General features: G+C 65.9%; 3 protein-coding genes and 2 rRNA genes. 3 read left to right on the top strand and 2 right to left on the bottom strand.

All coding sequences use genetic code 11. The features are described 5' to 3' along the window. Positions 1 to 51: 51 nt before the first annotated feature. The 3 genes from GCL84_RS28790 (at position 52) to GCL84_RS28780 (ending at position 4,088) form a co-directional block, all read left to right on the top strand. Positions 52 to 3,161: ribosomal RNA gene (locus GCL84_RS28790) — 23S ribosomal RNA — on the top strand. Between the two features lie 104 nt (positions 3,162 to 3,265). Then, positions 3,266 to 3,382: ribosomal RNA gene (rrf, locus tag GCL84_RS28785) — 5S ribosomal RNA — on the top strand. A 163-nt stretch (positions 3,383 to 3,545) separates the two neighbouring features. Next, the gene (locus tag GCL84_RS28780) at positions 3,546 to 4,088 is read left to right on the top strand and encodes an isochorismatase family protein (RefSeq protein WP_156758708.1); all 543 of its coding nucleotides are present in this window, start codon (positions 3,546 to 3,548) and stop codon (positions 4,086 to 4,088) included. Positions 4,089 to 4,165: 77 nt separating this feature from the next. Here the strand turns inward: GCL84_RS28780 and GCL84_RS28775 are convergent, their stop codons facing one another. Together GCL84_RS28775 and GCL84_RS28770 are read right to left on the bottom strand one after the other, a co-directional pair. Then, positions 4,166 to 5,374: a glycoside hydrolase family 18 protein gene (locus tag GCL84_RS28775; RefSeq protein ID WP_156758707.1), complete on the bottom strand. Its 1,209-nt coding sequence runs from the start codon at positions 5,372 to 5,374 to the stop codon at positions 4,166 to 4,168. Positions 5,375 to 5,455: 81 nt separating this feature from the next. Then, entirely contained in the window at positions 5,456 to 6,910 is a 1,455-nt protein-coding gene (locus tag GCL84_RS28770) for a glycoside hydrolase family 3 protein (RefSeq protein ID WP_235926823.1), read from the bottom strand. Position 6,911 lies beyond the last annotated feature (1 nt).

Below are 6,911 nucleotides of genomic sequence, written 5' to 3'. Positions count from 1 at the left end.
TGGTTGTCTGGTTGGTGTTTGAGAACTGCACAGTGGATGCGAGCATCTTTGTAGTAAGTGTCTAAGGGCACACGGTGGATGTCTAGGCATCAGGAGCCGATGAAGGACGTGGGAGGCTGCGAAAAGCCTCGGGGAGCTGTCAACCGAGCTGTGATCCGAGGATGTCCGAATGGGGAAACCCGGCATCAGTCATGTGGTGTCACCCGCACCTGAATATATAGGGTGTGTGGAGGGAACGCGGGGAAGTGAAACATCTCAGTACCCGTAGGAAGAGAAAACAACCGTGATTCCGTGAGTAGTGGCGAGCGAAAGCGGATGAGGCTAAACCGGATACGTGTGATACCCGGCAGGGGTTGCGTGTTCGGGGTCGTGGGACCTTTCTACCAGTTCTGCCGGACTGGTGAGGAGTAAGAAAACACTGTGGTTAGCGGAATACGTCTGGGAAGCGTGACCGTAGAGGGTGAGAGTCCCGTACGTGAAAACCCGGTGTCTCCTGAGAGTGTTCCCAAGTAGCAGCGTACTCGTGAAATTCGCTGTGAATCTGGCGGGACCACCCGCTAAGCCTAAATACTTCCTGATGACCGATAGCGGACTAGTACCGTGAGGGAAAGATGAAAAGTACCCCGGGAGGGGAGTGAAAGAGTACCTGAAACCGTGTGCCTACAAGCCGTCAGAGCCTTTTGGGGTGATGGCGTGCCTTTTGAAGAATGAGCCTGCGAGTTAGTGCTACGTGGCGAGGTTAACCCGTGTGGGGTAGCCGTAGCGAAAGCGAGTCCGAATAGGGCGCCTATAGTCGCGTGGTCTAGACCCGAAGCGGAGTGATCTACCCATGGCCAGGGTGAAGCGACGGTAAGACGTCGTGGAGGCCCGAACCCACTTAGGTTGAAAACTGAGGGGATGAGCTGTGGGTAGGGGTGAAAGGCCAATCAAACTCCGTGATAGCTGGTTCTCCCCGAAATGCATTTAGGTGCAGCGTCGCATGTTTCTCACCGGGGGTAGAGCACTGGATGGTCTAGGGGGCCCACAAGCTTACCGAAATCAACCAAACTCCGAATACCGGTGAGTGAGAGTGCGGCAGTGAGACTGCGGGCGATAAGGTTCGTAGTCGAGAGGGAAACAGCCCAGAACACCAGCTAAGGCCCCTAAGTGTGCGCTAAGTGGGAAAGGATGTGGGGTCGCCCAGACAACCAGGAGGTTGGCTTAGAAGCAGCCACCCTTGAAAGAGTGCGTAATAGCTCACTGGTCAAGTGGTCCTGCGCCGACAATGTAGCGGGGCTTAAGCGCACCGCCGAAGCTGTGTCATTCACACAATACATCCGCGTGTTCCCTTGAGGGACATGTGCAGTGGTGTGGGTGGGTAGGGGAGCGTCGTGCATCCAGGGAAGCGGCGGAGTGATCCAGTCGTGGAGGGTGTGCGAGTGAGAATGCAGGCATGAGTAGCGAAAGACGAGTGAGAAACTCGTCCGCCGGATGACCAAGGGTTCCTGGGCCAGGCTAATCCGCCCAGGGTAAGTCGGGACCTAAGGCGAGGCCGACAGGCGTAGTCGATGGACAACGGGTTGATATTCCCGTACCCGTGTGGACGCGTCCCTGGTGACCTCGGTGATACTAACCGCCCAAAGCGTGCGGACTCTTCGGAGACCAATCGTGGAGCGCGGGACCTGAACCGGTAGTAGCCAAACGATGGGGTGACGCAGGAGGGTAGCTCCGCCAGCTGTTGGTGACTGGTGTAAGCGTGTAGGCCGGTTGATAGGCAAATCCGTCAACCATTAAGGCTGAGACGTGATGCATAGCCGATTGAGGCGAAGTAGAGTGATCCCATGCTGCCGAGAAAAGCCTCTAGTGAGTTTCCACGCGGCCCGTACCCCAAACCGACACAGGTGGTCAGGTAGAGAATACCAAGGCGCTCGGGTGAACTATGGTTAAGGAACTCGGCAAAATGCCCCCGTAACTTCGGGAGAAGGGGGGCCACAGGGTTTGAAGCTCCTTGCGGGCTAGGACCAGGTGGCCGCAGAGACCAGCGAGAAGCGACTGTTTACTAAAAACACAGGTCCGTGCGAAGTCGCAAGACGATGTATACGGACTGACGCCTGCCCGGTGCTGGAACGTTAAGAGGACGGGTTAGCTCTTCGGGGCGAAGCTCAGAATTTAAGCGCCAGTAAACGGCGGTGGTAACTATAACCATCCTAAGGTAGCGAAATTCCTTGTCGGGTAAGTTCCGACCTGCACGAATGGCGTAACGACTTCTCGACTGTCTCAACCATAGGCCCGGTGAAATTGCACTACGAGTAAAGATGCTCGTTACGCGCGGCAGGACGGAAAGACCCCGGGACCTTTACTATAGCTTGGTATTGGTGCTTGGTTCGGTTTGTGTAGGATAGGTGGGAGACTGTGAAGCTGGCACGCCAGTGTCGGTGGAGTCATTGTTGAAATACCACTCTGATCGTACTGAGTGTCTAACCTCGGACCGTGATCCGGTTCAGGGACAGTGCCTGGTGGGTAGTTTAACTGGGGCGGTTGCCTCCCAAAGGGTAACGGAGGCGCCCAAAGGTTCCCTCAGCCTGGTTGGCAATCAGGTGTTGAGTGCAAGTGCACAAGGGAGCTTGACTGTGAGACCGACAGGTCGAGCAGGGACGAAAGTCGGGACTAGTGATCCGGCCATGGCTTGTGGAAGCGTGGTCGCTCAACGGATAAAAGGTACCCCGGGGATAACAGGCTGATCTTGCCCAAGAGTCCATATCGACGGCATGGTTTGGCACCTCGATGTCGGCTCGTCGCATCCTGGGGCTGGAGTAGGTCCCAAGGGTTGGGCTGTTCGCCCATTAAAGCGGTACGCGAGCTGGGTTTAGAACGTCGTGAGACAGTTCGGTCCCTATCCGCCGCGCGCGTTGGAGACTTGAGGAAGGCTGTCCCTAGTACGAGAGGACCGGGACGGACGAACCTCTGGTGTGCCAGTTGTCCCGCCAGGGGCATGGCTGGTTGGCTACGTTCGGAAGGGATAACCGCTGAAGGCATCTAAGCGGGAAGCCTGTTCCAAGATGAGGTCTCCCACCACCTTGAGTGGTTAAGGCCCCCAGTAGACCACTGGGTTGATAGGCCAGAGATGGAAGCCTGGTAACGGGTGGAGTTGACTGGTACTAATAGGCCGAGGGCTTGCTACAAAAATGCTACGCATCCACTGTGCGGTGTCTGAGACACCAACCACAACCCCACCACCACACCCCTGTGTGGTGCGTCGAGGGTGGGTTGGACAGTTTCATAGTGTTACGGCGGTCATAGCGGCAGGGAAACGCCCGGTCCCATTCCGAACCCGGAAGCTAAGCCTGCCAGCGCCGATGGTACTGCACTGGAGACGGTGTGGGAGAGTAGGACGCCGCCGGACTAACGTTAACCCCAGGCCCGAGAACACACGTTCTCGGGCCTGGGGCTTTTTCACGTTCCGGCCACGACAACGGCCGTGAGGGCGGACACGTCGTCGGCTGCGTCTTCAGTTGACGAACTTCTTAAGTTAGGCTTGCCTAAGTAGCCGATGAGAGGGGTTCGCCATGACGCGGCCGGTCGCCGACCCGTACGACATGTCCGCAGCCGCGGTGCTGCCCGAGCGGGCCTCGGCGTGGACGGCGTCGGCCCAGCGTGCGCTGCTGCTCATGCACGACGTGCCGCTGGACCTCGAGCGCGACGTCGAGCCCATGACGACCCTGGCGCACAACCTCGACCAGCTCCGCGCCACCTGCCACGAGCTCGGCGTGCCGGTGGCCCGCTCCGCCGTGCGCTTCGACGGCGGCCCTGGCCCGGGTGAGCACTGGCTGGCCGACCTGGCGGGCGACCACTTCACCCGGCTGCGCGACGTCCTCGACAGCTTCGGCCGCGACCAGCTCCTGGTCACCGGCATCCGGGCGCACGCGGCGTGCCTGATGTCCGCCGCCGGGCCCGCGCTGGCCGGGGTCCAGGTGTTCTGCGTGGCCGACGCGGTGGTGGACCGCTGCCTCGACGACCACCGCAAGGCGGTCCGGGCCGCGGCCGATCACGGCGCCACGCCGGTGACCACGGGGCAGGTCATCGGCCAACTCCTCGGTGTGCTCCTGTAGCCGGGAGCCGCCGCGCGGGTGAGCGGCCGTCCTGGGTCGGACCGGACGGCCGCTCACGGCGCTGGCGAGGACCCGGATCAGGACCCGAGCGCGGTGATCAGCTCGCCGTTGCCCGTGTCGCCGGACAGCTCCCAGAAGAACGACCCGCCCAGGCCCTGCTCAGCGGCCCACCGCTTCTTGCCCGCGATGGTCTGCGGGGTGTCGTAGCTCCACCAGTTGCCGCCGCAGAACGAGTACGAGGTGCCGCCGACGGTCCCGGTGGGCGGGCAGGTGTTCTTGAGGACCTTGTAGTCCTCGATGCCCTGTTCGTAGGTGCCCGGTGCCGCACCCGTGGCGGACCCGCCCGGCGCGGACTGGCTCACCCCGCTCCACCCCCGGCCGTAGAAGCCCACGCCCAGCAGCAACTTCGAGGCGGGCACACCCTTGGACTTGAACTTCGCGATCGCGTCCGCGGTGGAGAAGCCCTGCTGCGGGATGCCGTCGTAGGCGGTTAGCGGGGAGTGCGGGGCGGTGGGGCCCTGGGGGGTGAACGCGCCGAAGAAGTCGTAGGTCATCGGCATGAGCCAGTCCAGGTCCGGCACCGCGCCCGCGTAGTCGGCCGCATCGATCTTGCCCCCCGCGGAGCCGTCGGCGGTGGTGGCCGCGGTGATCAGGGCGTTGCCGCCGAAGCGGTCGCGCAGCGCTCCGATCAGGTTCTTGAACGCGTCCGGCCCCGAGGTGTCGCAGGTCAGGCCGCAGGCGTTCGGGTACTCCCAGTCGATGTCGATGCCGTCGAACACGTCGGCCCAGCGCGGGTCCTCGACCAGGGCGTGGCAGCTCTCGGCGAACGCGGCCGGGTTCCGCGCGGCCTGGCCGAACCCGCCCGACCAGCTCCACCCGCCGAAGGACCAGATCACCTTGAGGTGCGGGTGCTTGGCCTTGAGCTCGCGGAGCTGGTTGAAGTTGCCGCGCAGCGGCTGGTCCCAGGTGTCGGCGACCCCGTCGACGCTCTGCTCGGCGGTGTAGGCCTTCTCGTAGTCGGCGTAGCTGTCGCCGATGGCGCACCGGCCGTTCGTCACGTTGCCGAAGGCGTAGTTGATGTGGGTCAGCTTGGCCGCCGACCCCGACGTGTCGATGTTCTTCACGTGGTAGTCGCGGGCGTACACGCCCCACTGGGCGAAGTACCCGACGACCTTGTCGCCGACCGCGGCGGGCTCAGCCGCGGTGCTGCTCGGCGCGAGCGCGATCCCGGCGGTCAGGGTGGCGGCGACCGCCGCCACCAGCAGGCGCCTTCTTGTCCTGGACATGTGTCACCTCGGCTGTTGCAGGGGACCCGGGCGGGACTGCCCGGGCCGCGGCGCTCACCTGGGACCGGCGAACGCCGACGGCTAGGGGGCTGACGCGGTGACCACCGCCTCGGCCGCGGCGCGCAGGCTCGACCATGAGGCGCCGAAGGTGTCCACGCGCCCGGTCGCGCCCAGGTCGGCGCCGGGCACGCCGGTCTCCACCTGCACCACGACGGGCACGGCGGCGACCAGCGCGCGCACCAGGGCGGCGACCTCGGGGTGGCGGTGGGCGTCGCGGGTGGCGACGACGACCTCGCCGCGCGCGGCGGCCAGCTCGACGACCGCGCCGGGGTCGACCGGGTCGACGCGCACGACCTCGGTCAGCGGGGCCAGCTCGCGCACGTGCGCGCCCAGCCCCCACGGCACCGGACCGGCGACGATCGTCGGCGCCACCTCGACGTCGAGCACGAGCGGCCCGCCGGACAGCGCGGGCAGGCCCCGGGTGCGCAGTGCGCGGCGGGCGATCGCCATGCCCAGCTCGGGGTCCTCGGTCCACGGGCCCCCGGTGGGCGGCGCGCCCAGGGCGCGGGTGCGCTCGGCGGCCTCGGCGAGGCGCTCCTCGGTCAGTTCCCCGGTGCGGACCCCGGCCACGATCGCGTCGACGACCGCCGCGACCGCCTCGGCGTCGCTGACCTCGCCGCCCACGCACAGCGCGTCGGCCCCGGCTTTGAGCGCGCGGACGGCGGCGGAGGCGAGGCCGCGGGCGTCGCCCAGGCGCCCGGCGAGCGCGCCCATCTCCAGCGCGTCGGTGACCACGGTCCCGGTGAAGCCCAGCTCGCCGCGCAGGACAGTCCGGATCGCGGTGGCGTTGACCGTGGCGGCGTCGGGCCCCCACTCGGGGACGACGAGGTGCCCGGTCATGACCGACCGCACGCCAGCCGCGATCGCCGCGCGGAACGGCACCAGCTCCACCGCGTGGAGCTGCCCGGCGGTGCGCGGCAGCACGGGCAGCTCGTGGTGGGAGTCCGATGTGGACGCGCCGTGGCCGGGGAAGTGCTTGGCGCAGGCGGCGACGCCGTGCCCCTGCAACCCGCGCACGTAGGCGGCGACGTGCGCGGCCGCGGTGTGCGGGTCGGAGCCGAACGCGCGCACGCCGATGATCGGGTCGTCCGGGGTCAGCGCCAGGTCGGCGCACGGGGCGAGGTCGAGGGTGACGCCGCAGGCGGCCAGCCGCGCGCCCAGCTCGGACCCGGCGCGCTCGGTCAGGCGCGGGTCGCCCGCCGCGCCGAGCGCCAGCGGGCCGGGCAGCCGGGTGGCGGTGGCCGCGTCGAGGCGGGTGACGTCGCCGCCCTCCTCGTCGATGCCGACCACCACGTCCGGCCGGGTCGCGCGGAGCTGGGCGCACAGCGCGCCGACCTGCTCGTCGGTGACGACGTTGCGCCCGAACAGCACCACGCCGCCCAGGCCGCCGGCCAGCCGCGACAGCACCCAGTCCGGGGCCGACGTGCCCGCGAACCCGGGCAGCAGCACCGCTTCGGCCAGCCTCTCGACGGACACC

It is taken from the genome of Actinokineospora pegani (assembly GCF_009745975.1).
GTDB lineage: Bacteria > Actinomycetota > Actinomycetes > Mycobacteriales > Pseudonocardiaceae > Actinokineospora > Actinokineospora pegani.
The sequence above is the reverse complement of the archived record's forward strand: the minus strand, read 5'-3'. Positions and strand labels throughout refer to the sequence as shown.